Annotated in this window: 23 protein-coding genes; 17 read left to right on the forward strand and 6 right to left on the reverse strand. The window is 69.4% G+C overall.

The features are described from left to right. The first annotated feature begins 242 nt into the window (after positions 1-242). The 9 genes from ACWD11_RS23920 to ACWD11_RS23960 all read left to right on the forward strand — a co-directional run bounded on the left by ACWD11_RS23920 (position 243) and on the right by ACWD11_RS23960 (position 7,823). On the forward strand, positions 243-1,277 hold the full coding sequence (locus tag ACWD11_RS23920) for a LacI family DNA-binding transcriptional regulator (RefSeq protein ID WP_451285363.1): 1,035 nt from the start codon (positions 243-245) through the stop codon (positions 1,275-1,277). Positions 1,278-1,418: 141 nt separating this feature from the next. Continuing rightward, a complete protein-coding gene (locus ACWD11_RS23925) occupies positions 1,419-2,723 on the forward strand; it encodes an ABC transporter substrate-binding protein (protein WP_451285365.1) in 1,305 nt (434 codons plus the stop codon). A gap of 74 nt (positions 2,724-2,797) precedes the next feature. After that, positions 2,798-3,733, forward strand: coding sequence for a carbohydrate ABC transporter permease (locus ACWD11_RS23930; RefSeq protein WP_451285367.1), 936 nt, complete (start codon positions 2,798-2,800; stop codon positions 3,731-3,733). Position 3,734: 1 nt separating this feature from the next. Next, the gene (locus ACWD11_RS23935; protein WP_389420380.1) at positions 3,735-4,607 is read left to right on the forward strand and encodes a carbohydrate ABC transporter permease; all 873 of its coding nucleotides are present in this window, start codon (positions 3,735-3,737) and stop codon (positions 4,605-4,607) included. Between the two features lie 40 nt (positions 4,608-4,647). Continuing rightward, a complete protein-coding gene (locus tag ACWD11_RS23940) occupies positions 4,648-6,132 on the forward strand; it encodes a glycoside hydrolase family 32 protein (protein ID WP_451285369.1) in 1,485 nt (494 codons plus the stop codon). 112 nt (positions 6,133-6,244) lie between these two features. Further along, positions 6,245-6,685: an ATP-binding protein gene (locus tag ACWD11_RS23945; RefSeq protein ID WP_451285371.1), complete on the forward strand. Its 441-nt coding sequence runs from the start codon at positions 6,245-6,247 to the stop codon at positions 6,683-6,685. Continuing rightward, positions 6,678-7,106, forward strand: a complete 429-nt coding sequence (locus tag ACWD11_RS23950) for a phage holin family protein (RefSeq protein ID WP_389420377.1) — start codon at positions 6,678-6,680, stop codon at positions 7,104-7,106. Before ACWD11_RS23945 ends, ACWD11_RS23950 begins: the two co-directional genes overlap by 8 nt. Beyond that, positions 7,103-7,531 (forward strand): DUF3618 domain-containing protein, encoded by a 429-nt coding sequence (locus ACWD11_RS23955; protein WP_389420376.1) that lies wholly within the window; start codon positions 7,103-7,105, stop codon positions 7,529-7,531. The genes ACWD11_RS23950 and ACWD11_RS23955 overlap by 4 nt, the downstream gene beginning before the upstream one ends. Before the next feature lie 25 nt (positions 7,532-7,556). After that, positions 7,557-7,823: a DUF4235 domain-containing protein gene (locus tag ACWD11_RS23960; RefSeq protein ID WP_389420375.1), complete on the forward strand. Its 267-nt coding sequence runs from the start codon at positions 7,557-7,559 to the stop codon at positions 7,821-7,823. A 235-nt stretch (positions 7,824-8,058) separates the two neighbouring features. On the opposite strand, the gene ACWD11_RS23965 is transcribed toward ACWD11_RS23960, so the two are convergent. Next, positions 8,059-8,766 (reverse strand): TetR/AcrR family transcriptional regulator, encoded by a 708-nt coding sequence (locus ACWD11_RS23965; RefSeq protein WP_451285373.1) that lies wholly within the window; start codon positions 8,764-8,766, stop codon positions 8,059-8,061. Positions 8,767-9,050: 284 nt separating this feature from the next. On the opposite strand from ACWD11_RS23965, the gene ACWD11_RS23970 reads away from it, so the two are divergent. The 5 genes from ACWD11_RS23970 to ACWD11_RS23990 all read left to right on the forward strand — a co-directional run bounded on the left by ACWD11_RS23970 (position 9,051) and on the right by ACWD11_RS23990 (position 15,447). Further along, on the forward strand, positions 9,051-10,322 hold the full coding sequence (locus ACWD11_RS23970) for an MFS transporter (RefSeq protein ID WP_451285375.1): 1,272 nt from the start codon (positions 9,051-9,053) through the stop codon (positions 10,320-10,322). A 54-nt stretch (positions 10,323-10,376) separates the two neighbouring features. Further along, complete coding sequence (locus ACWD11_RS23975; protein WP_451285377.1) at positions 10,377-12,164, forward strand: glycoside hydrolase family 3 protein; 1,788 nt, start codon at positions 10,377-10,379, stop codon at positions 12,162-12,164. 102 nt (positions 12,165-12,266) lie between these two features. Beyond that, complete coding sequence (gene surE, locus ACWD11_RS23980; RefSeq protein ID WP_389420371.1) at positions 12,267-13,361, forward strand: 5'/3'-nucleotidase SurE; 1,095 nt, start codon at positions 12,267-12,269, stop codon at positions 13,359-13,361. Positions 13,362-13,382: 21 nt separating this feature from the next. Then, positions 13,383-14,840 carry a carboxylesterase/lipase family protein gene (locus ACWD11_RS23985; RefSeq protein WP_389420370.1) on the forward strand — a complete coding sequence of 486 codons (1,458 nt, stop codon included), beginning with the start codon at positions 13,383-13,385 and terminating at the stop codon, positions 14,838-14,840. A gap of 448 nt (positions 14,841-15,288) precedes the next feature. Beyond that, positions 15,289-15,447 carry a hypothetical protein gene (locus ACWD11_RS23990; RefSeq protein WP_389420369.1) on the forward strand — a complete coding sequence of 53 codons (159 nt, stop codon included), beginning with the start codon at positions 15,289-15,291 and terminating at the stop codon, positions 15,445-15,447. Between the two features lie 63 nt (positions 15,448-15,510). Here ACWD11_RS23990 and ACWD11_RS23995 read toward each other — a convergent pair whose 3' ends face one another. Then, positions 15,511-16,257 (reverse strand): SAM-dependent methyltransferase, encoded by a 747-nt coding sequence (locus tag ACWD11_RS23995; RefSeq protein ID WP_451285380.1) that lies wholly within the window; start codon positions 16,255-16,257, stop codon positions 15,511-15,513. 195 nt (positions 16,258-16,452) lie between these two features. After that, positions 16,453-18,138, reverse strand: coding sequence for a ribonuclease J (locus ACWD11_RS24000; protein WP_451285381.1), 1,686 nt, complete (start codon positions 18,136-18,138; stop codon positions 16,453-16,455). Between the two features lie 199 nt (positions 18,139-18,337). On the opposite strand from ACWD11_RS24000, the gene ACWD11_RS24005 reads away from it, so the two are divergent. Next, the gene (locus ACWD11_RS24005) at positions 18,338-18,697 is read left to right on the forward strand and encodes a hypothetical protein (RefSeq protein ID WP_389420367.1); all 360 of its coding nucleotides are present in this window, start codon (positions 18,338-18,340) and stop codon (positions 18,695-18,697) included. 108 nt (positions 18,698-18,805) lie between these two features. On the opposite strand, the gene ACWD11_RS24010 is transcribed toward ACWD11_RS24005, so the two are convergent. From ACWD11_RS24010 to ACWD11_RS24020, 3 genes are all read right to left on the reverse strand, one after another. After that, positions 18,806-19,120 (reverse strand): SCO5918 family protein, encoded by a 315-nt coding sequence (locus ACWD11_RS24010; protein WP_451285383.1) that lies wholly within the window; start codon positions 19,118-19,120, stop codon positions 18,806-18,808. A gap of 177 nt (positions 19,121-19,297) precedes the next feature. Further along, positions 19,298-20,794, reverse strand: a complete 1,497-nt coding sequence (locus tag ACWD11_RS24015) for a DEAD/DEAH box helicase (RefSeq protein ID WP_389420365.1) — start codon at positions 20,792-20,794, stop codon at positions 19,298-19,300. Positions 20,795-21,103: 309 nt separating this feature from the next. Then, positions 21,104-21,307: a cold-shock protein gene (locus ACWD11_RS24020; protein ID WP_014145516.1), complete on the reverse strand. Its 204-nt coding sequence runs from the start codon at positions 21,305-21,307 to the stop codon at positions 21,104-21,106. A 638-nt stretch (positions 21,308-21,945) separates the two neighbouring features. On the opposite strand from ACWD11_RS24020, the gene ctaD reads away from it, so the two are divergent. Then, positions 21,946-23,595, forward strand: a complete 1,650-nt coding sequence (gene ctaD / locus ACWD11_RS24025) for an aa3-type cytochrome oxidase subunit I (RefSeq protein ID WP_451285531.1) — start codon at positions 21,946-21,948, stop codon at positions 23,593-23,595. Between the two features lie 147 nt (positions 23,596-23,742). After that, complete coding sequence (locus ACWD11_RS24030; protein WP_451285385.1) at positions 23,743-24,963, forward strand: PP2C family protein-serine/threonine phosphatase; 1,221 nt, start codon at positions 23,743-23,745, stop codon at positions 24,961-24,963. Positions 24,964-24,966 lie beyond the last annotated feature (3 nt).

A 24,966-nucleotide genomic window follows, 5' to 3' on the forward strand; every position in this document is an offset into this window, starting at 1 on the left:
GGCAGGGCATCGCCGTGCCAAATCGGTTTAACTACGTGGCTCGGCATCGTTCGCCCGCCGTCGCCGCTAAAGCAAGAGCTAATGCACGGCGATTTACCTGCGCGTCATCAAGAATCGGATGAAAGGTGCAAAGCCTCGCCGTTGCCGGTTCGAGATGTCCCGAGTGTTGACATCGAGCCACCAGCGATTCACTCTCGTCACAGCCTTGCTAATACGATTTAACGATGGAGCGGGAGCCGCTGATGTCTGAACGCCGCGTAACGATGGCCGACGTAGCCCGTATGGCGGGCGTCTCGCCGACCACCGCGTCGTTCGCGCTCTCCGGCCGCACCGACATGCGCATCTCGGAGGCATCCCGGGCACGCGTGCTCCAGGTCGCCAAGGAACTGGGCTACCGCCCCAACGTCACGGCGCGCAGCCTGCGCACGAAGTCGACCCAGACCATCGGGTTCGTGTCCGACATGATCACCACGACCCCGTTCGCGGGTGACGTGATCCGCGGCGCGCTCGAGGCCGCCCGCGCACGCGACCACCTGCTGTTCATCACGGAGGCCGGCGGCGACCGCGCCGCCGAGTCGTCCCTGGTGCACGCGCTGCTCGACCGCCAGGTCGACGCGGTCATCTACGCGACCATGTTCACCCGCTACATCACCCCGCCCAAGGAACTCCACGGGCAGCGGATGGTGCTGCTGAACTGCCTGGCACCCGGCTTCGACGCGCCTTCGGTGGTGCCCGACGAGCTGGAGGCCGGCCGGGACGCGGCGCGCGCCCTGCTCGCGGCCGGTCACACCCGCGGCATCTGGGCGATCGGCGGCCACCTGGCCGTGCCCGCCACCCCCGAGGGAAACATCGCCGGCAACGAGCGCATGCGCGGACTGGAAGAGGTCCTGCGGGCGGGCGGGGCCCGCCTGGACGGTGTCATCGAGTGCGACTGGAACACGCAGGACGGCTACCGGGAGGTCACCGCGCTGCTGAGGGCGGGCCACCGCCCGCGGGCGCTGGTGTGCCTGACCGATCGGGTGTCCTTCGGGGCCTATCAGGCGCTGGGCGAGGCGGGACTGTCCGTGCCCGGTGACGTGTCGGTGGTCTCCTTCGACGACCAGGACATCGCGGCGGCTCTGCGCCCGGCGCTCACCACCGTGAAGCTGCCGCACTACCAGCTCGGCCGCCTGGCCGTGGAGCTGATCCTGCGTCAGGGGCCGCTGGAGGCAGCCGTCCACCAGGTGGCCATGCCGTTGCAGGAGCGCGATTCCATCGGCGCCCCCGCTGTGGACTGACGGGCGGCCCCCAAAAGACGGTCGTCCTGCCGCCGGGCGAAGACCCGGACGGCAGGACGGTCACCGAAAGACAGCGACCGACGCAACCGGTCGCACCGGCGGGTCCGGCAAGACCCGCCTCAGTGAGATGGAGGAAACCCCGTGGTGTGGAAAACAAGGCGCCTCGCTGGTGCGAGTGTAGCCGCAGCGGCGGCGACCGCGCTGGTCGCCGGATGCGCCTCCGGAGACGGCGGCGCCACGTCCGGAGCCAGCGGCGACACCCTGACCCTGTGGACGCACAACGCCGGCAACTCGGCCGAACTCGACGTCGTCAAGAAGATCATCAAGGATTTCAACGCCTCCCAGACCACGTACAAGGTCAAGCTCCAGGCGTTCCCGCAGAACGACTACAACAGCTCCGTCGTGGCCGCGGCCTCGGCCCGCAAGCTGCCCTGCCTGCTCGATGTCGACGGCCCCAACGTCGCGAACTGGGCCTGGGGCGGCTACCTCTCCCCCATCGACGTCTCGGGCAGCGAGGTCCCCCTCGACGACCAGCTCGCCAGCACGGTGGGCCGCTACCAGGACAAGCTCTACGCCTTCGGCTTCTACGACGTCGCCCTGACCCACTTCGCCCGCAAGTCGGTGCTCACCGAGCACGGCATCCGCATCCCGACCCTCGGCAAGCCCTGGACGAAGACCGAATTCGACGCGGCCCTGGCCAAGCTGAAGAAGAGCGGGAAGTTCGACTACCCACTGGAGATGGGCACCGGCGGCAGCGGTGAGTGGTGGTCCTACGCCTACTCCCCGCAGCTGCAGAGCTTCGGCGGCGACCTGATCAACCGCGACGGATACAAGACCGCCTCCGGCACCCTCGACGGCCCCGCATCCGTCGAGTGGGCCACGTGGTTCCACTCGCTGGTCTCCAAGGGCTACATCGCCAAGAAGTCCGGCGCCGATCCCAACAAGGACTTCCTGGCCGGCAAGAGCGCCATTCAGTGGGACGGCAGCTGGAACGCGGCCAAGAACGCCGACAAGCTCGGCGACGACCTGGCGATCATCCCGCCGGTCGACTTCGGCAACGGTCCCAAGATCGGTGGCGCGTCCTGGCAGTGGGCGATGAGCTCCAGCTGCTCCAACAAGGACGGCGCCCAGGCATGGCTGAAGTTCTCCCGCCAGACGAAGTACTTCGTCGACTACGCCAAGGCCACCGGCACGCTCCCCGCCACCGAGGCCGCGGCCCGGCAGATCGACGGCTACCAGCCCGGCGGCAAGTTCAACGACCTCGTCGAGTTCGCCCGCAGGTTCCCGGTGGTACGTCCGGTGACCCCGGCCTACCCCTACATCTCCACCGAGTTCGAGAAGGCGGCCAAGGACATCCTGGCCGGCGCCGACCCCGAGGAAGCGCTCGGCCAGGCCGCGAAGGACATCGACAACAACCTCAAGACGAACAACTACTACGCCGGCTGACCCACCCGGTCCGGTTCGGGCCCTGAGCGCGCTCGCCCACGTGCCCGAACCGAACCGGCCCTCCTGGAGCTACCGTGACCACCAAGACCGCAGCCCTCGGCCGGCTGCGTCCGGTAAGAAGAACACGACCGACCCGCACCCGCCGCCGTGAGAGCCTCACCGCCGTCGGCATGGCCACCCCGGCCATCGTGCTGCTGATCGTCTTCCTCGTCGTACCGGTCGTCCTCGCCTTCGCCCTGGCATTCACCGACGCCCGACTCATCTCCCCCACCCCGGCCCGCTTCGTGGGCCTGCGCAACTTCCGGCTGCTCTTCGAGGACCCGGTCTTCTACAAGTCCCTGCGCAACACGGCCTACTTCGCCGCCGTCGTCGTCCCGCTGCAAGCCGGCCTCGCCCTCGCCCTGGCGCTGCTGGTCAACGCGAAGGTACGCGGCGTCAACTTCTTCCGCACCGTCTACTTCCTGCCCGTCGTGACCTCGATGGTCGTGGTCTCCCTGCTGTGGACCTTCCTCTACCGCGAGGACGGCCTCGTCAACCACGTGATCTCCACGCTCACCTTCGGGCACATCGAGGGCCCGGACTGGCTGGGCGACCCCCACACCGCCATGCCCGCCATCATCCTGATGTCGGTGTGGCAGGGCGTCGGCTTCCACATGATCATCTGGCTGGCCGGACTGCAGACCATCCCCGCCGAACTGTACGAAGCCGCCGACCTCGACGGGGCCACCCGCTGGCACCGCTTCCGCCACGTCACCTGGCCCGGACTGCGCGCCACCCGCACCTTCGTGCTCGTCACCATCACCATCGCGGCGTTCAGCCTGTTCACCCAGATCAGGGTGATGACCCAAGGCGGGCCCCTGGACTCCACCACGACGGTCGTCTACCAGGCGGTGCACTCCGGCTACGACCAGCAGCAGACCGCCTACGCGGCGGCCATCTCCCTGGTCTTCTTCGTGCTCGTCCTGAGCGTGTCCCTCGTCCAGCGCTTCCTGACCCGGGAGAAGGACTGACATGACCTCCTTCCTCAAGCACCTCGGCGGTCACGCCGGCCGCGTCGTCCTCGCCCTGGTCTTCGCGCTGCCCCTCGTCTTCATGCTGGTCTCCTCGTTCAAGACGGACGACCAGATCTTCGACGACCTCGGCTCCCTGCGCGCCTTCCTGCCGACCGGCGCCCTGTCCCTGGACAACTACACAGGCGTCTTCGACCGCGTACCCGCGGCACAGTTCCTGCTGAACTCGGTGATCATCTCGTCGGTCACCGTGATCCTCGGCGTCCTCATCAACAGCATGGCCGCCTTCGCCCTGTCACGCATGGTGTGGCCGGGCCGCAAGGTCGTCATGACCGCGGTCATCGCCACCCTCATCGTGCCGTTCGAGACCTTCGCCCTGCCGCTGGTGTGGTGGGTCAACCAACTGCCGCTGCTGCGCGTCAACGGCTTCCACCTCGAGTGGACCACCGGCTGGATGGACACCTACCAGGTACAGATCGTGCCGTTCGTGGCCAACGCCTTCTCGATCTTCTTCTTCCACCAGTACTTCCAGAGCATCCCCAAGGAGATCGACGAGGCCGCGGTCATGGACGGCGCCGGCTGGTTCACCGTCTACCGGCGGATCATCATGCCGCTGTCCGGACCGGCCGTCGCCACCGTCGCCATCCTCACCTTCCTGCCCGCCTGGAACTCCTACCTGTGGCCGCTCATGGTCGTCCAGAGCGAAAACCTGCGACCGGTGATGGTGGGCATCTCCTACTTCTTCCAACTCAACGTCGGCTGGGGCCAGATCATGGCCTACTCCTCCATGATCACCGTGCCGATCCTGGCCCTGTTCGTGGCCTTCCAGCGCTCCTTCGTCAACAGCATCGCCTCCACCGGTGTCAAGGGCTGACAGCGCCTTTTCGACACCCCCCTTTGGAGAGGACCTCCGCGTGTCCGTCCTGCCCGCAGACCCCCACCTGCCCGTCGCACACCTGCGCCCGCCCCGCAACTGGCTCAACGACCCCAACGGGCTGGCCTTCCACGACGGCTATTACCACGTGTTCTTCCAGTACAACCCGTACGGACCCGAGCACGCGCACATGCACTGGGGCCACTTCCGCAGCACCGACCTGCTGACCTGGGAGGAACTCCCGGTCGCCCTGTCCCCCACGCCGGGCGGCGAGGACGCCGACGGCTGCTACTCCGGCAACGCCGTGTCCGACGGCGACCGCATGGTCGCCTTCTACTCCGCCTTCCGCACCGACCGCTGGGCGCAACCCGTCACCACCGCCGCGTCCATCGACGACGGCCGCACCTGGACCCCGCGCGGCAGCCTGCTGATACCCGAACTGCCCCCGGGCGTCAGCATGTACCGCGACCCCTATGTCTGGCACGAGGGCGACCGCTGGCGGATGCTGGTCGGCTCCGCCCTGACGGACGGCCGCGCGGCAGCCCTCCTCTACGAGTCCGCAGACCTCGAACAGTGGCAGTACCGCGGCCCGTTCCTGGACCAGGCACCCCAGCCGGTGGCGCCGGGCGCCGATACGGGGCTGGGCTGGGAGTGCCCCCAGTACCTGCACGCGCCGGACGGACGCGGCGCACTGATCGTCAGCGCCTGGGACCCCGAACTCGGCCCCCGAAGGACGGTGGTCTACGCCGGACGCGAGCAGGAGGGCCGCTTCCTCGCCGACGCCCCCGTGCTGTTCGACCACGGCCCCGACCTCTACGCACCGGCCCTGCTGCCCGCCCCCGACGGCCGGTGGCTGCTGTGGGGCTGGTCATGGGAGGCCCGCGACCCTCAGTGGGTGAGCGCGGCCGGCTGGGCCGGGATGCTGACCCTGCCGCGCGAGGTCACCCTCGGCGAGGACGGCTCCGTACGACAGCAGCCGGCCGCGGAACTCCTGTCGCTGCGCGACGGACGTGCCCTTACGGCTTCCGGGGAGACCTCCGCAACTGCCGTACTGGGCACGGTGGATGCGAGCTTCGACCTGACCGCCCGTCTGGAACTCCACGCGCCGGGCGGTGGGCTGCGGCTGGTGACCTCCGCGGAGGGCAGTGAGTTCCTCGACATCAGGATCGACCCCGCCACCGGCGACCTCGTCGTGGACCGTGACCATGCCTCGCTCGATCCGCGCGCCCACGGGGGCACGTACCGCATGCCCTGCCCCGAGGCGAAGACCGCCTCGGGTGCGGCCATCGAGCTGCGTCTGGTGGTGGACCGTTCCGTCGCCGAGCTGTACCTCCCGTCGGGCCGGACGCTGACCTTGCGGTTCTATCCCACCGGAGGCAGCCCCTGGCGGATCGAAGCCCATGCCTCGGCAGAGGGCCACGCCGCGGGAGAGGGCCGCCTCGGTTACACCGTCGCCGCGTGGAACCTGCGCCCGTACACCATGCGACGCGAGGCGGAAGCGAGTGCCCGGCCCGCGCTCAGGTAGGGCGCGTTGCCCTTGAGCCCTGGCGGACGCCCGTGAGGCGGCGGCCCCGGCCCCGAAGCCGGGGCGGCCGCCAGGGCGGACCGCCAGGACGGACCCCGGGGTCGCCTTCGCCATGGACGCCGACGACCGGAGCACGGCGGAACTGGTGATCAGCGAGCTCCTGACCAACGCGGCGCTCCACGGCCGCGGCACGATGACGCCGGCGATCGGCCGCACAGGCCCGACGCTGGAGATGTCGGTCACCGATCACGGGCAGCCCAAGGCGGCCATCCCGCCTGCCGAGCCTCACGAGCACGGCCGCGGCCTGGCCATCGTCGCCGCGGTCACTCATGACCTGCGGATCGATGAGACGCCGCGCGGCCGGTGCGCGCGGCCCGCGTGGAGCTGGACGCCCCGGCGACCGACTAACGGAGCGCTCACCTGCGGCACCTGTCCGCCACCTCCGCATGTTGATCTTGTGAACGGTCTGTGTCAGTCCCCCAGGACGCGTGTCCGCCGCCGTATGCGTGGGACTCGGCGGGCACGAGGGACGAAAGGGGATGACGATGGCTGAGACAAGCCGTCCTGCCACCGGCAGCCACACCGCGATGGGTGAGGAGCCGGTGGGACAGCTGGTGCAGCGCGCGTCGCAGCAGCTCACCGAGCTGGTGCGGACCGAGATGCGGCTGGCGCAGACGGAGATGAAAGAGAAGGGCAAGCACTACGGCAAGGGCGGCGCCCTGTTCGGCGGAGCCGGCCTGGTCGGCTTCCTCACCGCGCAGGCGCTGGTCGCCACCGCGATCGCCGCCCTGGCGACGGTACTGCCGGTGTGGGCCGCAGCCCTGATCGCCACCGCCGTGCTCGGCCTCGTCACGGCGGTGCTGGCACTGGGTGGCAAGAAGGAAGTCTCCCGTGCCGCACCACCGGCCCCCGAAGCGACCCTCGACAGCGTCAAGGCCGATGTGGCCAAGATCAAGGAGAGTGCCAAGCGATGACCCAGCCGCCCCACGACGAACCCACCGCCCAGAGCCCGGAAGAACTGCGCGAGCAGGTCGAGCAGACCCGCCAGGAACTGGGCGAGACGGTCGAGGCGCTCGCCGACAAGACGGACGTCAAGGCCCGCGCGAGTGAGAAGGCCGCCGCGGTCAAGGAGCAGGCGACGGCGACGGCGGCCGTGCTGAGCGAGCAGGCGAAAGCCAAGGCCGGCGAGGCCGCACAGCTGGTGCAGGACAAGCTGCCCGACCCGGTCAAGGAGAAGGCCGCCACGGCCGCCGACCAGGCCAGGGCGAAGGCGGAGCAGGCCCAGCACCTGTGGCAGGAAAAGGCCCCCGAACCCCTCCGCGACAACCGGGGCGCCCTCATCGCGGCCGGCGCGGCCGTCCTCATCGCCTGCGTCCTGCTGCGCCGCAACAAAAGCTAGACCATAGAACGAGGAGAGATCCGAGATGAAGGCATCGAAGATCGCCTATAAGCCGGTCGGCCTGGCCCTCGGCGCGGTCACCGGCATGCTGGCAGGCGCACTGTTCAAGCAGGCGTGGAAGATGTTCGGCCACGACGAGGACGCACCCGATGCCACCGACGAGGAACGCCAGTGGGGCGAGATCCTGGCCGCGGCCGTCCTGCAGGGTGCGATCTTCGCCGGGGTCAAAGCAGCCGTCGACCGCGGCGGCGCCGCCGCAACCCGCCGCCTGACCGGCACCTGGCCCGGCTGAGCCCTGCCCTCGTGACCACGTCCTGTCGGCGGGCGTCGTAGCGCATCATCCTGCCGAAGCGGCCACATCGCCTGCCACGGTGAGCAGGAGGCCTACGACGCCTGCCGTCATCGGAACCATGCGCACCGGCAGCATGATCCGAGATCAGGCAGGTCAGAGACCTTCTGACGCCATGCCGGCCGTGATCAGGTGGGTACGAGCGTCAAGCGAGCGTCACCCCTGACTGCTTCCCGGCTCAGCGGCCCGGTTCGTCGGCGTCGTCCGCGGGTCCCGGTGGCAGAGCGGCCCCCGTGGTCGAGATCGAGCAATACACGCGGTCCAGATACCGGCGCATCCGCTCGGTCATGTCCAGCCGCTCCGGCTCCAGCGCCCACTGGAGCTGGAGCCCGTCCATGACTGCCATGATTTCCTGAGCCTCCGCCAGGTGCTCCGTGTCAGGCTTGAGTTCCCCCGAGTCGACACCGCGACGCAGGGTGTCGGACAGGTCGCGCAGGACCGTGCGGTAGCGCCGGGTGAAGAAGGCGTGAGCGGGGTGACCGGGGTCCGACGACTCGCCGACAAGGACGTTGAACATCCGGGTCCGGCCGGGGCGGCGGCTGTTGTAGTCGACGAGTTCGAGCAGGCGCAGGAAGCAGTCGGCGGCGGAGTCGAACTCGGTTGAGAAGAACCGTTCGATGTCGTGCTCCTCACTGCGCTCCAGCACGGAGACAAGCAGGTCCTCCTTGCTGCGGAAGTGATGCAGCAAGCCGCCTTGGGTGATTCCGACGTCCTTGGCGATGCGGGCGAGCGACGAGGCGTGGAAGCCCCACTGGGCGAAGTGCTCCACCGCGGCGTCCAGGATGCGCAGGCGCCGCTCGTCCCCCACGGCGTAGCCGCCGCGAGCTGCGGTTCTGCCGCTCCCCGGGGTCTTCGTGCGCGCCGTCCGCTCGTCCTTGTGATCCATGGGCAGCACCTTAACCAGTCGGCGAGCCAGGCCGAGATTGCTGTGACCCACGTCACATTCACGAAACCTACTACCTACTCGGTATTCGTGATTGCCTGTGCTCGCCCGAACCGCGGGGCCACCCCCCACGCCCGGTACGGAGCATTCCGGCGATCACGGCCGTCCCCCTCGTCTGCGCCTCCCCACGAATGCCCCGTTCCTCGTTCCCCGTTGCCTGTTTCGGCGTCCCCGTCCCCCTTCCCCTCTTCCGTCCGCGAGAGCCGCCGCACCCCGAGGAGCCGGACATGTCCAGACCCGAGACCGACCCCGTACCCGTCCCCGTACCGCCGTCCGTACCAGCGTCCGCAGCGACGCATGCCGGGCGCCCCCTGGCCAAATTGCTGCTCCTGCTCGGCGTCGGCAACACCGCGATGTTCATGGTCTACATGGGCGTCGGACAGGTGCTGCTGCCCGTGCAGATCGAGCTGCTGGATCCGGCCGAGAAGATCGCCAACCTGGGCCTGGTCTCCGGGGTCGCCGCCGTCTTCGCGACCCTGTTCAACCCGCTGGCCGGATTGCTGTCGGACCGCTCCCGGCGGCGCAATCCCTGGATCCTCGGCGGCGGCCTCGCCGCACTGGGGGCGCTCGCCCTGCTGGGCTCGATGAGGACGATCCTGCTGGTCACCATCGGCTGGTGCCTGGTGCAGGCGATGATGAACGTCTACCAGGCCGCCATCACCGCCGTCGTCCCCGACCGGGTGCCCATGGAGCGCCGGGGGCTCGCCTCCGCCATGGTCGGCATGGGCATCCCGATCGGCACGATCATCGGCGTCACCATCGCCGTCGCGTTCATCCCGCACGACGTGAGCATGGGCTACCTCGTCCTCGGTGCGGTCATCGCCGGCGCGGGGGTGCTCTTCACCGCCCTCGTACAGGAGCAGAAGCTCCCCGAGGTGGAGACGGTGCCGCTGGGTCGGCAGTTCGCCGCGTTCGGCTCCGCCCTGAAGGCGGGTGACTTCCGCTGGGCGTTCATCGGCCGGTTCCTGATGATGCTCGGCTACTTCGCCGTCTTCCTGTACCAGCTGTACATCCTCCAGGACCACATCGACCTGCCCGAGGGGCTTTCGCCCGCCGCCGCGGTGGCGATCATCTCGCCGGTCAGCGCGGTCTGCACGCTGCTGTCGACGGTGGTCGGCGGTGTGCTGTCCGACCGGATCGGCCGGCGGAAGCCGTTCATCGCGGTCTCCTGCGTCTTCACCGCGCTCGGCATGATCGTGCCGGTGGTCAGCCCCACCTGGACCGGCATGCTCGCCTTCTGCGTGATCACCGGGCTGTCGTTCGGCTGCTTCATGGCCGTGGACACGGCCTTGGTCACGCTGGTGCTGCCGAGTGCGGACGACGCCGCCCGCGACATGGGCGTCCTGAACATCGCCAACGCCGGTCCGCAGATCATCGCGCCCTTCATGGCGTCGCTCGTCGTCGCCTCGCTCGGTGGCTACACAGCCCTCTTCATCACTGGCGCCGTGATCACCGTCCTCGGCGCCCTGTCCGTCGTCCCGATCCGCGGCGTCCGCTGACCGCGCCGTTCCCTGATCCCCCGCTCCTGCCCCAGTCCTGCCCCCGGAGAACCCATGCCTCCCGCACCGCCCCGCAACGACGGCCACCCCTACCAGGACCCTTCCCTCCCCGTGGACGCGCGCGTCGCCGACCTCCTCGCCCGGATGACGCTGGAGGAGAAGGCCGGCCTGCTCTTCCACACCATGCTGCCGATGCACCCCGACGGCCGCCCGGTCGAGGCGGGCGACGACGCCCTGATCCCGTCCGACACCACCGGCCTGCTGCGGTCGAAGCTGATGAGCCACGTCAACCTGATCGGCACTGCCGGGCCCCGGCAGCTGGCCGAATGGCACAACGCCGTCCAGGAGATCGCCGCCGGCACCCGCCTCGGCATCCCGGTGACCGTCTCCACCGACCCCCGCCACTCCTTCACCGCCAACATCGGCGCGTCGATCCAGGCCGGCGCGTTCTCCGCCTGGCCCGAGCCCACCGGCCTCGCCGCCACCCGCGACCCCGAACTCGTCCACCGCTTCGCCGACATCGCCCGCCGCGAATACCTCGCCGTCGGCCTGCGCGTCGCCCTGCACCCGCAGATCGACCTCGCCACCGAGCCTCGCTGGTCACGCCAGTCCGGCACGTTCGGCGCCGACGCCACCCTGACGAGCGAGCTCGTCCAGGCGTACATCCGCGGCTTCCGGGGCGAGACGCTCGGCCCGCACAGCGTGGCCACCATGGTGAAGCACTTCCCTGGCGGCGGCCCGCAGAAGGACGGCGAGGACCCGCACTTCCCGCACGGCAAGGAGCAGGTCTACCCGGGCGGCATGCGCGACTACCACCTGGAGCCCTTCAAGGCCGCCATCGCCGCCGGGGCCTCGCAGATGATGCCGTACTACGGGCAGCCCATCGGCACCGACTGGGAGGAGGTCGGCTTCGGCTTCAACAAGGGCGTCATCACCGGGCTGCTGCGCGAGCGGCTGGGCTTCGACGGGATCGTCTGCACCGACTGGGGCCTGTTGACCGACGCGTCGATCTTCGGGGAGCTGCACCAGGCCCGCGCCTGGGGCGTCGAGCACCTCACCGTCGCCGAGCGCGCGGCGAAGGCCCTCGACGCGGGCGCCGACCAGTTCGGCGGCGAGGCCTGCCCCGAGACCGTGGTTGAACTGGTCCGCTCCGGCCGCGTCGCCGAGGAGCGCGTCGACGCCTCCGTACGCCGCCTGCTGCGCGAGAAGTTCGTCCTCGGGCTTTTCGACCGCCCGTACGTCGACCCGGACCTGGCGGAGGAGGTCGTCGGCAACAGCGAGTTCCGCGCCGCGGGCGAGTCCGCGCAGCGCCGCTCCCTCACCGTCCTGCGCAACCGCGACAGCACCCTGCCGGCCGGTGGCGCACCGGACCGGCGCCCGAAGCTGTACGTCGAGGGCGTCGACGCCCGCGTCGCGAAAGAGTACGGCGACGTGGTGACCGACCCGGCCGACGCCGACCTCGCGGTGCTGCGCCTCCACACCCCGTACGAACACCGGGACAACCGGTTCGAGTCGCTGTTCCATTCGGGGCGCCTCGACTTCACCGACGAGGAGCTGAAGCCGATCCTGCGGCTGCTCGACGCCGTACCGACCGTCGTCCTCCTCAACCTCGAACGGCCCGCCGTCGTCCCGGAGATCGCCGAACGCGCCGCCGCGCTCATCGCCGACTACGGCGCGAGCGACGAGGCACTGCTGGACGTCGCCTTCGGCCGCGCCACCGCCGAGGGGCGGCTGCCCTTCGAGATGCCCCGCTCAATGGCCGTCGTCGAGGCCTCCCGCCCCGACGTACCGCACGACACGGCCGACCCGCTCTTCCCGTACGGGGCGGGCCTGGCCATCTGAGCCACCGCACCCCCGCCCGAGCCGTCGGGGGCGGCGACACCTGACCCGCGCCGCCCCCGGCCCCGAAGTGCCATCGCACGACCGAAGGGACACCCCTCAGCCATGCCCACCACCCCTCGTAGAGTTCTCGCCGCCACGGCGGCCGGGATCGCCCTCGCCTGCCTCGGTGTGACCGCCGCCGCCGACACCGCCGACACCGTCGGCCCGGGGCCAGGCGGCGACCGCCACCCGCTCGCCGGGCTGCGCGTGCTGCTGTCCAACGACGACTCCATGCAGGCCGCCAAGGCGTCGAACTCCGACGGACTCGGCCTGTACGAGATCCGCAAGGCGCTGTGCGACGCGGGCGCCGACGTCGTCGTCATGGCGCCGTGGCAGGTGCAGTCCGGCAAGGGCACCGCGGTCACCAACGGCGGCACGCTCACGCTCGCCCGGCGCATCCACCTGCCCGCCGGTTACGAGAACGACTGCGCCGGCACCCCCTCCGGCTCCCCCGTCTACGGCATCTGTCTGTCCGACGACCGGTGCGGCACCGACAGCCCCAGCGCCACCCCGGCCGACACCGTCAAGTTCGCGCTCCGCGGGGGCCTCTCCGCGAAGGCCGGCTGGTCGGACGGTCCCGACCTGGTGGTGACCGGCATCAACTCCGGGCCCAATGTCAGCGCCCAAGTCAACGACTCGGGCACGGTCGGCGCCGCCATCGCCGCCATCGACCAAGGCCTGCCCGCCGTGGCCTTCTCCTCTTCCGGGGACGCCTCCCAGATGCGCTTCCCGCTCGCCAACTACCGTGCCCACGCCCGGTTCGCCGCCGCCTTCCTCGGCGGGCTGCGCCAACGCGACCTGTTCACCGACCGGTTCGCGCTCAAGGTGGACTACCCGGACGTGAGTGCCGGACAGCGGGCCAAGCCCCCGGTCTGGACCAGCATCGGCCACGGCCAGGTCGTGTGGCACGCCTACCAGGCCAAACAGCAGGACGGCGGCGGTGACAGCTACGACATCACCTTCGGCGTGTGCCCCAACCGCCCCGGCGATCCGTGCACCGAGACCGTGAAGGATGCGGACTCCACCGCCATGCTCGGCCGGGGCCACATCGCCGTGGCACCAGTCACGGCCGACCGTACGTACGGGGTCAGGGCCGGCGCCACGAGCGAGCTCGCCCGGCTGAAGCATTACGTCACTCACGACGCGCCCCGCGCCTGACCGCATCCCAGGAGACCCATCATGCCGCATCTCACCGTCCGTACGCCACGCGGCCCCGTGCGCGGGGAGCGCCACGCCACCGGCGTACGGTTCCTCGGCATCCCGTACGCGCAGCCGCCGGTCGGCGAACTCCGGTTCGCCGCACCCGTACCGCCCGAGCCGTGGACGGACGTGCTCGACGCGACCGCGTACGGGCCGACCGCGCAGCGTCGGCCGTTCGCCGAGGTCACCACGATCCCCGAGCCGACCATCCCGGGCGAGGGCACGCTCAACCTCAACGTCTTTACCCCGGACCCGTCCCCAGGCGCCGGGTTGCCGGTACTGGTGTGGATCCACGGCGGCGGCTTCGTCGCCGGATCCGCCGCGAGTCCGTGGTACGGCGGCGGGGCCTTCAACCGGGACGGCGTGGTCCTGGTCTCCCTCGGCTACCGGCTCGGCATCGAGGGCTTCCTCCACCTGCCGGACGCGCCTGACAACCGGGGGGTACGCGACTGGATCGCGGCCCTTGAGTGGGTGCGCGACACCATCCCCTGCTTCGGCGGCGACCCGGCCAAGGTGACCGTCGCCGGCCAGTCCGCGGGCGGCGGGGCGGTGCAGACGCTGCTGGCCACGCCCGCAGCGCGCGGCCTGTTCCGAGCCGCCATCTCGGTGTCTGGTGCCGTGATGCAGCCGCAGGGCCGGGGTGTGGCCGAGGCCGTCACCCGGCTGTTCACGGCCCGTACCGGCGTCCCGGCGACTGCCGCCGCGCTGAAAGACGTGGCGGACGGCGACCTGCTCGCCCACCAGGACGCGCTGGCCTCGCCCGGGCCCGACCGGGGGCAGCTGCCGATGCTCGTCCTCGCGCCCTTCGCCGACGGCGAGTTGATCCCGCACGCGGTGCCGGACGCGCTCACCGCGGGCGACACGGGCGCGGACATCCCACTGATGGCGGGCTTCACGGCGCACGAGTTCAACGGCATGCCGCGGCCGGGAGCCACCGACGCCGACGTGCGCGGCCTGCTCGCCTCCCTCGGCCTCGACGAGAAACGCACCCGGGTCTTCCTCGAGACGTACGAGCAGTACGCGGACGAGCCGGCGACCCTGATGGGCCAGGCGGTCACGGACACCACCTTCCGCGCGCCCACCCTGGACATCGCCGACGCGCGGGCCCGGCGATCCCAGCCGACCTGGCTCTACCAGTTCGAGTGGTCCGGCACCGCTCCGGGCTTCGCGGGTGCGGCGTACCACTGCGTCGACCTGCCGTTCGCCTTCGACCTGCTCGGCGCGGAAGGCGTCACCGACGCCCTCGGCGAGGACCCGCCGCAGCATCTCGCCGACGCGGTGCACGCCGCCTGGACTGCCTTCGTACGCGACCTGGACCCCGGATCGGCCTGGCCGCAGTACACCAGTGAAGGACGGGAGGTGATGCTCTGGGACGGCGAGCCGCGCGTCGCACGCGACCCGCTGCGCCCGGTGCGGGAGGTCTGGCTGTCCGCCTGAGGCAGGCCCGAGGGGCGGTGGCCAGTCGGCAAGTCGACCGTCTGGTCGCGGTCAAGGTCCTCCCTCCTGGCAGACCTCACCACGCGCACCGACTGCACCGACTGCACCGACTGCACCGACTGCACCGACTGCACCGACTGCACCGACTGCACCGACTGCACCGACTGCACCGACGTCCTGCGAGTTCCCACCCTGCCGGTCGACCACCTGTACGACCATGGATAATCCATCGGCTACGCCCGACGTGGGGCACTGTTCCACCAGCCGCGCTTCATCGATCCCACACGCTGGCAGGGCCTGCAACGACAGCTCCGCTCCAAACTCGAGCGCGTCCGCAATCCACGCGCAGCGGTGGCTCTTTGCTGTGGTGACCGGCTCCCCGGTGCATCGCACACCCGGGCACAGCCGCCTCGCCCCGTGCTCAGCGCCAGCAATACCAGCGCTTCTGGTGGCCATCGCACTCACGCAAGCGGTCGCCACCGACCAGCTGGCCCATTTCGACTCGCGAGACAGCTACATGTGTCTGTCCAGCGGCCTGGACCCGCAGGACCTGACCGACCTGCTCGACAGCAGGTACGGCACCCCGCGCACCCTCGTCGGATGCTGAGCGACCAGTCAGCGACGCGCGGGTCCGGGCATCAGGCTGCCCAGACCCGCGCTGCCCGGAGTGTCAGCGCCTCATCAGCGCAAAGACGCCCCAGCCGAGGTACTCGCGGGTGTACTGCACGTAGCGGGCGGGCCCGGTGGCGAGTTCGGCCCGTACATCGGCGGCCAGCTCGTCATCGGGGTTCTGGTCGAGCCAGCGGCGAAGGTTGAACCACTGCGCCGCCTGATACCGGTCCCAGCTGTCCTGATCGGCCAGCACCATCTCCACGACGTCGTACCCGAGGTCGCCGAAGTGCCCGATCAACTCCGGCAGCATCCGAAAGTCGGCTCCGCTGCCGGCGTGGCAGCCCTCGATGACGTCCTGGGTCGGCGGTGTCCGACGCCAGTACGGCTCTCCGATCAGCATGAGGCCGCCTGGGCGGAGGCTGCGGCCCAGCAGTTCGACGGTGCCGGCCACGCCGCCGCCGATCCAGGTGGCGCCGACGCACGAGGCGAGATCGACCGGCTCGTCCGCGACGTAGCCTGCGGCATCGCCGTGAACGAAGTCGAGACAGTCGGCGACTCCGAGTTCAGCGGCACGGGCGCGGGCCTTCTCGGTGAACACTGTGCTGATGTCCACCCCCGTTCCCGTGACGCCGTGGTCACGCGCCCAGGTGCACAGCATTTCGCCCGTTCCGCTGGCGAGGTCGAGCGCTCGCGTGCCAGGTGCCAGATGGAGCGACTGGCCCAGTACAGCGAGCTTGTCAGCGGTTATCGGGTTGTGGACGCGGTGGCTGCTTTCGCGAATGGTCCAAATGCGTGGAAGATCCACAGGAGGGATTCCTTAGGTCGATGAGGTCCTGCCGTTCCTGAAGGGCAGCCGTCGCCAGTCGGGCTGTCCCTGCTTGAACCCTCATCAAATGCACCCCTCTTGGACGTTTCGATCTTGGAAGGTCCGTGCAACCGGTTTGGTGCGTACGGGCCGGCCCGGCAGGCGATTGACCTCGCACGCCTGCCGGGCTGACGCTCAGGCGTCGATGATGACGGGGATGATGAGCGGCTTGCGGCGGTGGGTGCGGAACGCCCAGTTCGCCACGGCGCGGGAGACCAGCTGTTCGAGCTGGTGTGCGTCCCCGACGCCTTCCTCGGCCGCGGTGGCCAGGGTCTTCTCGATGACGGGAATGACCGGCTCGAAGGTGGCGTCGTCGTGGACGAAGCCGCGGGCCAGGAAGTCCGGGGCCTCGGCGAGGGCGCCGGTGTCCGCGTCGACGATCGCCACCACCGTGACCACGCCTTCGGAGGCGAGGGTCAGGCGGTCCTTGAGGGAGGCTTCGGTGGCGCCGCCGACTTCCATGCCGTCCACGTAGACGTTGCCGGCGGGGACCTTGCCGGTGATGGACGCGCGGCCGTCGACCAGGTCCACGACGACGCCGTCCTCGGCGATGACGACCCGGTCGGGATCGACGCCGGTACGGATCGCGAGGTCGCCGTTGGCCCGCAGGTGGCGCCATTCGCCGTGCACGGGCATGACGTTGCGGGGTTTGACGATGTTGTAGCAGTAGACCAGTTCGCCGGCGCTGGCGTGCCCGGAGACGTGCACCTTGGCGTTGCCCTTGTGGACCACGTGGGCGCCCCACCGGGTGAGTCCGTTGATCACCCGGTAGATGGCGTTCTCGTTGCCGGGGATGAGGGAGCTGGCGAGCAGGACGGTGTCGCCCTTGCCGATGCGGATGACGTGGTCGCGGTTGGCCATCCGTGACAGCGCGGCCATCGGCTCGCCCTGGGAGCCGGTGCACACCAGCGTGATCTTGTGGTCCGGGAGCTTCTCCAGCTCCTTGGTGCTCACGACCAGACCGGACGGAACCTTCAGATAACCCAGGTCACGGGCGATGCCCATGTTGCGGACCATGGAGCGGCCCACGAAGGCGACCTTGCGGCCGTGCTGGTGGGCGGCGTCCAGGACCTGCTGGATGCGGTGCACATGGCTGGCGAAGCTGGAGACGATGACCCGGCGCGGCGCGGTGCGCATCACCTGCTCGATCGCCGGGTTCAGCTCACGCTCGGAGGTGGTGAAGCCGGGCACTTCGGCGTTGGTGGAGTCGGTGAGGAACAGGTCCACGCCCTCTTCACCGAGGCGTGCGAAGGCGCGCAGATCGGTGATGCGCTCGTCGAGGGGGAACTGGTCCATCTTGAAGTCGCCGGTGTGCAGCACCATCCCGGCGCCGGTGCGGATCGCGACGGCGAGGCTGTCCGGGATGGAGTGGTTGACCGCCACGAACTCGCAGTCGAAGGGCCCGAAGCTGCGCCGGTCGCCCTCTCGCACCCGTACCGGGCGCGGCCGGATGCCGTGTTCCTTGAGCTTGGCCTCCAGGAACGCCAGCGTCAGCTTGGAGCCGACGACGGGAATGTCCCTCCGCTCGCGCAGAAGGTAGGGCACACCGCCGATGTGGTCCTCGTGCCCGTGGGTGAGTACCACCGCCACGATGTCGTCCAGCCGGTCCCTGATCGAGGTGAAGTCCGGCAGGATCACATCCACGCCGGGCTGGGTCTCCTCGGGGAACAGCACGCCGCAGTCGACGATGAGCAGCTTGCCGGCGTACTCGAAGACGGTCATGTTGCGGCCGATCTCACCCAGGCCGCCTAGGGCGATGACCCGCAGCCCTCCTTCGGGAAGAGGCGGTGCGGCTTTCAGCTCTGGATGTGGATGGCTCATACCTTGACGGTACCCGGAGTGTGGGACGGGTTGATCCATTGGCTGTGATCTCTCTTCCCGACCGGCGGGTCGCCCCACCTGATGTCTCGGGAGCATCGGACGAGCCGACGGCCGGGACAAGGGAGTGATCAAGGCGATATCGCCCGGTAGACCTACCGCATGAACCGCAGGGAGCAGCCGGTGCGTACAATCTGACCCCATGCCGAAGCCTGACGAGCTGATCGTTGACATCGCCGCCCGTGTGGAGTCCGGGCAGAGCACTCAGATGTCTCTGACCGTGGTCACCGGTGGCGCTGTCATCACCGGTCGCCTCGCTCCCGAAACCGTGTGGAGACAGAGAGTGTCGGAGGTTCTGACGGATTCCGCCCACCTGGGCGAGTTCTCCGCCGTCTTCGAAACACCCCCGAAGCAGGACGGGCCGCCCACGCATCTGCACTTCCATGTCGCCCGGATCCTGCAGGGCACGGTGGGGATCCCGGAGACCGGCGGAATGTACCGCGTCGCGATCGAGGACGTCGGTGCCTGGACCGTGGGCGACTTCAGCTACTCCGACCACTGACCCACCGCCCCACCCGGAGCGGCACGACACGCAGGGAGGGCCCCACCGGCGCGCGCCGGTGGGGCCCTCCCTGCTGCCGTGGTGTCGGCAGCGCGGCCTTCGCGTCCGTCAGACGGACAGGGGGCTGCCGAGTAGGGCGGAAGCCCGCTGCAACGGGCTTTCGACGCGTGCGGGCGCGGGTGCGGGCTCGGCGAGGCCGCGACACGTGAAGCCGAGGCGGGCCATGGCCCTCAGGACTTCCGCGGAACTGAAGTCGCGGGGGTCCTGGCGGGTGATGACCTGGCCGATCTGCTTGACCGGGTAGTGGCGTCGTCCGACGATCACGGACTCACCGGTGACCGGTTCGGGCTTGATGCCCTTCATCGATTCCAGCACTCCGCCCTTGGTCAGGTCGAACGGGAAGCGGGCGATGACACAGCGCATGATGCCTCACATGGAGAGGGAGAAACGGGGCCGACCTGCACTGAAGCCTTCTACTGGCAGAAGGCGAGGACGCTCGGAGCGCGGTCGTCCCTTGGTGGTCGACGGTGAAGCGAAGGGCCTGATGACGTCGGCGATGTCACGCAGCCGACCCGGTCGCTGTGTCCGGAGACGAAGGTGCTATGCCGCCGCACCAGCGGTGGACTGCCCCAGGGGCGCACGGCGCGTCGCCGAGGCAGGACGGCGCCGCCCGCGCGAGGTGGCGCCGCGCTTCTTGGGGCGCTCGACCACCGGTGCGGTGATGACGACGGGGATGCCGGAGGGCGCCTGGGCCCCGGTGATGCGGTGCAGGGCCTCTTCGCCGGTGCGGACCTGGGTGGTCTGCGGGACGATGCCGGCCGACGCCATGAGGCGGGTCATGCCGCGGCGCTGGCTCGGTGTGACCAGGGTGACGACGCTGCCGGACTCACCGGCACGGGCGGTACGGCCGCCGCGGTGGAGGTAGTCCTTGTGGTCGGTCGGCGGGTCGACGTTCACGACGAGGTCGAGGTTGTCGACGTGGATGCCGCGCGCCGCGACATTGGTCGCCACCAGCACGTTGACGTGCCCGGTCTTGAACTGCGCCAGCGTGCGGGTGCGCTGCGGCTGGGACTTGCCGCCGTGCAGGGCGGCGGCCCGTACCCCGCTGTTCAGGAGGTGCTCGGTGAGGCCGTCGACGGCGTGCTTGGTGTCGAGGAACATGATCACGCGACCGTCGCGAGCGGCGATCTGGGTGGTCGCCGTGTGCTTGTCGGCGCCATGAACGTGGAGCACGTGGTGCTCCATCGTCGTGACCGCCCCGGCCGACGGGTCGACGGAGTGGACTACCGGGTCCGTCAGGTAGCGGCGGACGAGGAGGTCGACGTTGCGGTCCAGGGTGGCGGAGAACAGCATGCGCTGGCCTTCGGGGCGGACCTGGTCGAGCAGGGCGGTGACCTGCGGCATGAAGCCCATGTCGGCCATCTGGTCGGCCTCGTCGAGGACGGTGATGGCCACCTGGTTCAGCCGGCAGGCGCCGCGGTCGATGAGGTCCTTGAGGCGTCCCGGCGTGGCGACGACGACCTCGGCGCCACCTCGCAGAGCGCTCACCTGCCTGCCGATCGACATGCCGCCCACCACTGTGGCCAGCCGCAGCTTCACGGAGCGGGCGTACGGGGTGAGCGCGTCGGTGACCTGCTGGGCCAGCTCACGCGTGGGTACGAGGATCAGCCCGAGCGGCTGCTCCGGCTCGGCGCGCTGCCCGGCCGTACGGGCCAGCAGCGCCAGCCCGAAGGCGAGGGTCTTGCCGGAGCCGGTGCGGCCGCGGCCGAGGACGTCGCGGCCGGCCAGCGAGTTCGGCAGGGTCGCGGCCTGGATCGGGAACGGCACGGTCACGCCTTGCGAACTCAGCGCGGACAGCAGGACCCGCGGCATGTCGAGATCGGCGAAGCCCTCCACGGCGGGAAGCGGGGGAGTGATCGTCTTGGGCAGCGCGAACTCCCCCTGAAGGGCGGCGGGCCGACGGCTGTAACCACCGGACCGGCTCGGCCCGCTGGAGCGGCTCGTGGCCGACGAGCCGAATCGGCTGCCACCCCTTGTGGAGTCGGCGCTGCCGTTACGGGTGCGGGCGTACCGGTCGTTCGTGCGTGTGCGGTTCATGCGGGACCTTCCTCGATGCGGCACATATCAAGGAATTCCCGCAGCGATGAGCAGCACAGAGAATTGCAAGAATGAGCCGGTGGAACCGGAAAGCGAATTCTGGACGGCGAAAAAGTCGCGCGGGCCCAGTCGCTGGAATGAGTGACGCGAAGTGAACGCAATGTTCGGTCGTTCACCGCGATGAAGCCATGAAGCTATGAAGGCGGGTTTACTGATCGTTGCCCACAGGGGAAGCCACTGCGGAAAACGCGAGCAGCTGGGGCCCGCACCCCGAGGGATGCGGGCCCCAGCTACAAAGTGCGCGTGACGTCAGGCGAGAACGATGTTCTCGGCCGTCGGGCCCTTCTGGCCCTGCGCGATGTCGAAGGTAACCTTCTGGCCCTCGAGCAGCTCGCGGAAGCCCTGGGCGGCGATGTTCGAGTAGTGGGCGAACACGTCAGCGCCGCCACCGTCCTGCTCGATGAAGCCGAAGCCCTTTTCCGCGTTGAACCACTTCACGGTACCAGCAGCCATGTTATTTCTCCTTTGGGGCAGTGCATCGGGGTCCGCACTGCGCGAACCCCGTGTCGCCGCGTTGATCACCCCGCCGGAAAAGACCGGAAATACAAAAGCGCTTCCAGCGGCACGGGAGCCGCCCGGAGGCACTTGAAGTCGGGAACCACAACTGCAACTGAGATCGACATTAGCACGTCGCGGCGGCCTGTGTGCGGTGAAAAATCCGGGTCGCCTTATTGCGGCAGAGAATCTGTCCGCACGTTCCCGCGAAATCTCAGTCCGCGGGCACAGATATTGATCCAGCCGGGGCGCAGCGTTTCGACGGGCAGAACGCCGTACGACCTTTCCCGGCCTGGTCACACGCCACTCCCCCGGTGCGGGCCGCTTCGCGGCGGCTGCCGGAGCGGCTGCCACGGACGTACAACGGCCCGAGGACCGTCGGCTCGTAGATCCGGCGAGGAAGACCCGTGTGGACGCGCGCCAGGGGGTTACACAGTATGCGCTCCGCGTCTCACAGCGCGTCAGCCCGCGATGCCTGTGCGTTTACGGAATTCTGACAACTGGATACCGCACTTCAACGGATAAGGGACTCGATGGCTGCTGAAGCTGCACCGGTCACGTTGGTGCCGGTCAAGGGACGGCGCAGCCGGGGCCGGATGATCGTCTCCTGGCTGACCACCACCGATCACAAGAAGATCGGTCACCTCTATCTGATCACCTCGTTCGCGTTCTTCCTGATCGGCGGGGCGCTGGCGATGGCGATCAGGGCGGAGCTGGCCCGGCCCGGGCTGCAGTTCCTGTCCAACGAGCAGTACAACCAGGCGTTCACGATGCACGGCACGATCATGCTGCTGCTGTTCGCCACCCCGACGTTCGCCGGCTTCGCCAACGCGATCATGCCGCTGCAGATCGGCTCCCCGGACGTCGCCTTCCCCCGGCTGAACATGTTCTCGTACTGGCTGTTCGCCTTCGGCGGCCTGATCGTGCTCGGCAGCTTCCTGACCCCCGAGGGCGCCGCCGACTTCGGCTGGACCGCCTACACCCCGCTCAGCGGCGGTGAGCGCACCGCTCAGATCGGGGGCGACCTGTGGATCATGGGGCTGGCGCTGGCCGGGTTCGGCACGATTCTCGGCGCGGTCAACTTCATCACCACGATCATCTGCATGCGCGCCCCCGGCATGACGATGTTCCGGATGCCGATCTTCACGTGGAACGTCCTGCTCACGTCGGTGCTGGTCCTGCTCGCCTTCCCGGTCCTGGCGGCGGCGCTTCTCGCGCTGGAGGCGGACCGCAAGTTCGGGTCCCACATCTTCGACCCGCAGAACGGCGGGGCGCTCTTGTGGCAGCACCTGTTCTGGTTCTTCGGCCACCCCGAGGTCTACATCCTCGCCCTGCCGTTCTTCGGCGTGATCACCGAGATCCTTCCGGTCTTCTCCCGGAAACCGATCTTCGGGTACACGGGGCTGGTCGGCGCCACGATCGCCATCACCGGTCTGTCCGTGACCGTGTGGGCCCACCACATGTTCGCCACCGGTGCCGTGCTACTGCCGTTCTTCTCCTTCATGAGCTTCCTGATCGCCGTGCCGACCGGGGTGAAGTTCTTCAACTGGATCGGCACGATGTGGCGGGGCTCGATCTCGTTCGAGCCACCGATGCTGTGGGCGTGCGGCTTCCTGGTGACGTTCCTGTTCGGCGGGCTGACCGGTGTTCTGCTCGCCTCACCGCCGCTGGACTTCCACGTCACCGACAGCTACTTCGTGGTGGCCCACTTCCACTACGTCCTGTTCGGGACGATCGTGTTCGCGATGTTCGGCGGATTCAGCTTCTGGTGGCCGAAGATGACCGGCACGATGCTGGACTTCAGGCTGGAGAAGATCCACTTCTGGACGCTCTTCATCGGCTTCCACACCACCTTCCTGGTCCAGCACTGGCTCGGCGCCGAGGGCATGCCCCGCCGCTACGCCGATTACCTGGCCGCCGACGGCTTCACCGCCCTGAACACCGTCTCCTCCATCGGCTCCTTCCTCCTGGGTCTGTCGACCCTGCCCTTCCTCTACAACGTCTGGAAGACCGCCAAGTACGGCGAGAAGATCGAGGTCGACGACCCCTGGGGCTACGGCCGATCCCTGGAGTGGGCCACCTCGTGCCCGCCGCCCCGCCACAACTTCAACGCCCTGCCGCGTATCCGCTCCGAATCCCCCGCCTTCGACAACCACCACCCGGAACTCGCCGAAGTCGAGGAGCAGGTGAACGCCGGCAGGCGTGACGCCGTCGATGCCAGTGACCACAAGGGCGAGCCGACCTGATTCCCAGCCCTCCCCCGGTCCGCCCCGGACCGGTAGGGATCCGACCGGCCGCCGAAAGCTCCGAGCGGCCGGTTGCGGGTAGTCGGTAAGTCTCGAAGTCTTCGCAGTGGGTCGCTGGGGAACGCCAGCCGGAAGGAGACACGTCCTGTGACCGAACGGGCGCGGGTGGGCAGGGCGCTGACCGATCTGATGATGGTCAGCCATGAGGCGGCACTGGAGGACCTGCCGGCTCTGGTGGCCGACCACGCCGAAACCATCGGCTTGCACGACGTGGCGTTCTTCGTGGTCGACTTGCAAGGCAAAGTGCTGCGCCAGGTCACCGGGCAGGGCCTGGACGCCGGTGCGGGTGGCCTTGAGCTGGCCGTCGACACCACCGTGGCGGGGCTGGCGTTCCAACGGGTGGATCTCGTCGTCGAGCCGGATGCGTCGGGCGGGCGGGAGAGCCACCGGTGGTGGGTGCCGGTCACCGACGGCGTGGAACGCCTGGGCATGGTGCGCGCCGACACCGACCGGGACGACGACGCCACCCGTGACGCGCTGCGCGAGCTGGCGTCGATGGTCGCCCTGCTGCTGCTGAGCAAGCGGGCCTTCAGCGACTCCTACGCCCGACTGATCCGGACCGAGCCCATGAGCGTGGCCGCCGAGATGCAGTGGCATCTCACCCCGCCCTCAGCCTTCGCCGGCCACGCCACCACCGTCGCCGCCGCCTCGGAACCGGCCTACGACGTCGGCGGCGACGCCTTCGACTACGCCGTCGCCGACCGGGTGTTGCACCTGTCGGTGTTCGATGCCATGGGGCACGACGCCACCGCGGGCCTGACCGCCAACATGGCGGTCGCCACCTGCCGCAACGCACGCCGACAGGGCGCCGACCTCGTCGAGACCTCCCGGGCGGTGGAGGACACCCTGCTCGCACAGTTCGGCACCAGCCGCTACGTCACCGGCATCATCGCCGACCTCGATCTGAACTCCGGACGGCTCACCTGGGTCAACCGCGGCCACCACCTGCCGATCCTGCTGCGCTCCGGACGCTGGCCCCACGAGCTGCGCTGCCGCCCGGCCGGCCCCATGGGCACCGACCTGGGACTACCGGTGACCGTCTGCCACGAACAGCTGCAGACCGGCGACCGCCTCATCCTCTACACCGACGGCATCGTCGAAGCCCGTGACGCCAAGGGCCGGCAATTCGGCCTGGACCGCTTCCTCGACTACGTCGTACGCCACCACGCCGACCAATTCACTGTCCACGAGACTCTGCGCCGCCTCACCCACGCCGTCCTCGCCCACCACGACGGCCACCTGGACGACGACGCCACGGTCGTGATCGCCGAATGGGGCGACCGCGACCAGGACCACCTCACCCCCTGATCT

This window comes from Streptomyces sp. NPDC002776 (assembly GCF_053592195.1).

Excerpts from the sequence above, each read along its gene's own strand:
- ACWD11_RS23920 (WP_451285363.1), top strand. The coding sequence starts at position 243 with ATGTCTGAACGCCGCGTAACGATGGCCGACGTAGCCCGTATGGCGGGC.
- ACWD11_RS23935 (WP_389420380.1), top strand. The coding sequence starts at position 3,735 with ATGACCTCCTTCCTCAAGCACCTCGGCGGTCACGCCGGCCGCGTCGTC.
- ACWD11_RS23945 (WP_451285371.1), top strand. The coding sequence starts at position 6,245 with ATGGACGCCGACGACCGGAGCACGGCGGAACTGGTGATCAGCGAGCTC.
- ACWD11_RS23950 (WP_389420377.1), top strand. The coding sequence starts at position 6,678 with ATGGCTGAGACAAGCCGTCCTGCCACCGGCAGCCACACCGCGATGGGT.
- ACWD11_RS23955 (WP_389420376.1), top strand. The coding sequence starts at position 7,103 with ATGACCCAGCCGCCCCACGACGAACCCACCGCCCAGAGCCCGGAAGAA.
- ACWD11_RS23960 (WP_389420375.1), top strand. The coding sequence starts at position 7,557 with ATGAAGGCATCGAAGATCGCCTATAAGCCGGTCGGCCTGGCCCTCGGC.
- ACWD11_RS23965 (WP_451285373.1), bottom strand. The coding sequence starts at position 8,766 with ATGGATCACAAGGACGAGCGGACGGCGCGCACGAAGACCCCGGGGAGC.
- ACWD11_RS23970 (WP_451285375.1), top strand. The coding sequence starts at position 9,051 with ATGTCCAGACCCGAGACCGACCCCGTACCCGTCCCCGTACCGCCGTCC.
- ACWD11_RS23975 (WP_451285377.1), top strand. The coding sequence starts at position 10,377 with ATGCCTCCCGCACCGCCCCGCAACGACGGCCACCCCTACCAGGACCCT.
- surE (WP_389420371.1), top strand. The coding sequence starts at position 12,267 with ATGCCCACCACCCCTCGTAGAGTTCTCGCCGCCACGGCGGCCGGGATC.
- ACWD11_RS23985 (WP_389420370.1), top strand. The coding sequence starts at position 13,383 with ATGCCGCATCTCACCGTCCGTACGCCACGCGGCCCCGTGCGCGGGGAG.
- ACWD11_RS24000 (WP_451285381.1), bottom strand. The coding sequence starts at position 18,138 with ATGAGCCATCCACATCCAGAGCTGAAAGCCGCACCGCCTCTTCCCGAA.
- ACWD11_RS24005 (WP_389420367.1), top strand. The coding sequence starts at position 18,338 with ATGCCGAAGCCTGACGAGCTGATCGTTGACATCGCCGCCCGTGTGGAG.
- ACWD11_RS24010 (WP_451285383.1), bottom strand. The coding sequence starts at position 19,120 with ATGCGCTGTGTCATCGCCCGCTTCCCGTTCGACCTGACCAAGGGCGGA.
- ACWD11_RS24015 (WP_389420365.1), bottom strand. The coding sequence starts at position 20,794 with ATGAACCGCACACGCACGAACGACCGGTACGCCCGCACCCGTAACGGC.
- ACWD11_RS24020 (WP_014145516.1), bottom strand. The coding sequence starts at position 21,307 with ATGGCTGCTGGTACCGTGAAGTGGTTCAACGCGGAAAAGGGCTTCGGC.
- ctaD (WP_451285531.1), top strand. The coding sequence starts at position 21,946 with ATGATCGTCTCCTGGCTGACCACCACCGATCACAAGAAGATCGGTCAC.